General features: G+C 66.2%; 3 protein-coding genes. 2 read left to right on the top strand and 1 reads right to left on the bottom strand.

What is annotated here, in order from left to right; all coding sequences use genetic code 11:
* On the bottom strand, positions 1-901 hold a 901-nt coding region (locus RR928_RS24510), incomplete at its 3' end, for a LysR family transcriptional regulator (protein ID WP_332684684.1).
* A 116-nt stretch (positions 902-1,017) separates the two neighbouring features.
* Between RR928_RS24510 and RR928_RS24505 the strand changes: the two genes are divergently transcribed.
* Both RR928_RS24505 and ggt read left to right on the top strand, forming a co-directional pair.
* Positions 1,018-2,004: a Bug family tripartite tricarboxylate transporter substrate binding protein gene (locus RR928_RS24505; protein ID WP_442881560.1), complete on the top strand. Its 987-nt coding sequence runs from the start codon at positions 1,018-1,020 to the stop codon at positions 2,002-2,004.
* Between the two features lie 67 nt (positions 2,005-2,071).
* Positions 2,072-3,681: gamma-glutamyltransferase (ggt, locus tag RR928_RS24500; protein ID WP_332684682.1), on the top strand; the 1,610-nt coding region annotated here is incomplete at its 3' end.

Here is a 3,681-nt window from a genome sequence, read left to right as displayed (position 1 = left end):
GCAGGCAGGCAATGAAGTCTTCCAACGTCGCGTTCACATGGTCCGTGTTCCACATCACGGTGATGGGCCCGAAGCGGATCGCGGACTCCATAGGCAGTTTGCGAAACAGGCCCACGCCGACCATTTCGTCGGCCATGGACTCGGAACACACGCCCACGTAATCGCCCTTGAGCAGCAGCGCCTGCATCATCGCCAATGATGCGGTCTCGACCCGCGGCACCAGCCAGGACGCACCTTGCTCGATGAGAAATGCATCGAACTGGATGCGCGTGAGCGTGCCGCTGGGCGGCATCACCCAGCGCTCGTGCAGCAGCCCGGAAAAGCCCGGCGTCGCGGCCTGCGACCAGAACCGGCTGCCGCGCCCTATCACCACCGCAACCCGGTCTTCGAACAGCACCCTGTGCTCCAGCCCTTCGCGGTGCGCGCGCGCGTCGAGCACGCCGATCACCGCATCCATGGAGCGCGACTCCAGGCCTTCGAGCAGGCTGGCGAACGGCCCGTCATGGATGGAAATGGCGACGTCCTCATGCAGCGCCTGGAACGCGGAAATCGCCTGCGGCAGGCCGCCCGCAATGCCCGCCCAGACACTGCCGATGTTCAGGCGCGGCACATGGCCTGCAGCCACCGCGCTCAGCGCTTTTCCGGTGTGCTGGATGTCGCCCAGCACGTTGATCGCCAGCTGCTTGAGCAGATGGCCCGAAGGCGTGAGCTGCAGCTTGCGGCCGCGCACCACCAGCGGCGTGCCGACCACGCTTTCCATTTCTGCCAGCCAGTGCGACATCGCCGACTGCGTCATGTGCAGGCGCGCGGCGGCCTGCGTCAGCGTGCCGGCCTCGTCAAGCGACAGGAACAGTTCCAGATGCTTGATCTTCAGGCGGCGCGCCCAGTTGGTGCCATCCATTTTTTGAGTCATGAGAAAACCTTCATGAGCGCAGTTTGCATTTTCATTAGGAGATAGCCAAGGCATCACATGAAAATAACTTCATGTTCCATGTTTTCTAAGTCCAAGGATTGCCCGTGTCAAATGCCTTTCCCCGCGCCTTCCAGCTGCTGGCCTGTGCCGCAGTCTGCGCCGTCAGCACTACCGCCGTGCATGCCCAGAGCGCCTATCCCGAACGTCCCGTGCGGCTGATCGTTTCGCAGGCGCCGGGCGGCAGCTCGGACACGATTGCACGGCTGTGGGCCGAGCATGCGGGCAAGGCCATCGGTGCGACGATCGTGGTGGAAAACAAGCCCGGCGCGGGCGGCATCATCGCGGCGCAAGGCCTGCTGACCCAGCCGGCCGACGGCTACTCGCTGCTGTTCGGCAGCGTGTCGCTGATGGTGCTCAACCAGTTCACCTACAAGCCCCTGCCCTACAACCCGCAAAAGGACTTCACCGGCGTCGCCATGCTGACCACCGTGCCGTTCGTGCTCAGCGCCAACCCGGCCACCGGCATCAAGTCGCTGCAGGAACTCACGGACAAGGCCAAGGCCGCGCCCGGCAAGCTCAACTACTCCTCGGCGGGCCTGGGCAACTCGACCCATCTGGCGGTGGAACTGCTGTCGAAGAAGCTGGGCATCACGATGACCCACATTCCGTACAAGGGCGAGGCCGACGGCATTCTGGCGACCATTGGCGGGCAGACCGAAATCATGGCGCCGGTCTATGGCACGGCGCTGCCGCACATCCTCAACAAGAAGCTCAATCCGCTGGCCGTGCTCGCGCCCCAGCGCGTACCCGGGCTGCCCGACGTTCCCACGGCCAGCGAGCTCGGCGTGAAGGGCTTCGACAACATGGGCTGGAGCGCCGTCGTGGCGCGCGCCGGCACGCCCGCGGCCATCGTGGAAAAGCTCAACAAGGCCACCGAGGCCTTTCACCAGAACCCGGCCGTGCAGGCCAAGCTGAAGACGCTGGGCGTGATCCCGGTGTCCGGGCCGGCATCGATGGTGATGGAGACCACGGCGCGCGACGTCGCCGCCTGGGGCCCGACGCTCGAGTCGCTGGACCTGCACAGCAAGTAAGCCCATCCCGTTCACTTCGCTCCAGGCGACGCCGCACAGGCACGCATGGGGCCACTTTCCCTATTCCATGAACAAAGAAGCAATGGTGGTCTGCCCTCAACCGGAGGCTGCCGAATCCGGCATCGAGATCCTGCGCGCGGGCGGCAACGCCGTCGACGCCGCGGTCGCCACGGCGCTGGCCCAGACCGTGGTCGATCCGCTGATGTGCGGCATCGCGGGCTTCGGCACGGCGGCCGTCTACCTGCCCGGCGCGGGCGTGCACGAGTACTTCGACTTCCACTCGCCCGCGCCGCTGGCCGCCACCGAAAACATGTGGGAGCACCTGCTCGAAGGCGAGACCAAGGACGGCTTCGGCTTCATCCTGACCGGCCGCGTCAACGACATAGGCCCGCAGTCCATAGGCGTGCCGGCCACGCTCAAGGGCCTGGCCGAAATGCACCGCGCCCATGGCCGCCTGCCGTGGAAGCAGGTGGTGGCGCCGGCAATTGCCTGGGCCAGCGACGGCTTCTTCGTGCGCCCCGGCATGCATGCGTTCTGGACCGACGAACCCTCGATGGGCCGCGTCGGCAACCTGGAGCGCCTGCAATACAGCGAGGAAGGCCGGGCGCTTTATTGCCGGCCCGACGGCCGCGCCAAGCCGATAGGCGCGCCGCTGCGCAATGCGGGCATGGCCGACGTGCTGCGCCAGATTGCCGACGAAGGCGCAGCGCCCTTCTATGAAGGCGAGATCGCGCACAAGATGGTCGCGCACCTGCAGTCGCTGGGCGCGCTGATCACGCTGGAAGATCTGGCGCAGTACCGCGTGCAGCGCAATGCGCCGCTGGTCGGCAGTTACCGCGATCGCAGCATCACCACCAACCGGCCCCCGGGCGGCGGCGCGATGCTGATGGAGATGCTCAACATCCTCGAGCACTTCGATCTGGGCGCGATGGAACACAACAGCCCCGCGTACATCCAGTTGGTCTGCGAAGCGATGAAGAAGGCGACAACCGACAAGGACCGGCATATCGGCGATCCGCGCTTTGTCGATGTGCCGCTGGAGCAGCTGCTGTCCAAGGACATGGCGCGCGCGGTCGCGCAGCAGATTCGCCAGGGCCAGCGCTTCAACGTGGAGCGCTTCAATCCGGGCGCGCCCGTGCCGCGCGACACCACACACCTGAGCATCGTTGACGCCGACGGCAACGCGGTCTCGATGACGCATTCGCTGGCCATGCCTTCGGGCGTGATCACGCCGGGAATGGGCTTTCTCTACAACGGCTGCATGGGCGTGTTCGACCCGCGCCCGGGCCGCGCGGGCAGCATACAGCCGGGCAAGAGCCGCTTCACGTCGTCCTGCCCGACCATGACGTTCAAGGACGGCGCGCTCGACATGGTGCTGGGCGCGCCAGGCGGCACGCAGATCGCGATGGGCGTGCTGCAGGTGCTGCTCAACGTCATCGACCATGGCATGGAAATGCAGGCCGCCGTCGCGGCGCCGCGCTTCTCCTCGACCAGCAATTCCATCGACGTCTGCAACCGCATTCCGCGCTACACCACGCGCGAACTCGAAGCCGACGGCTACAGCGTGGGCCGCAACCCGTACAACTACACCATAGGCTGGGTGCATGGCGTGCAGGTGCAGGCCGACGGACTGCACGGCGGCGCCGACCCGGGCCGCGATGGCGTGGCGCTGCGCAC

It is taken from the genome of Comamonas sp., assembly GCF_036666375.1.
Classification (GTDB): Bacteria; Pseudomonadota; Gammaproteobacteria; order Burkholderiales; family Burkholderiaceae_C; genus Comamonas.
Note: the sequence above shows the minus strand (reverse complement) of the source record. Positions and strands in the feature narration are given on the sequence as shown.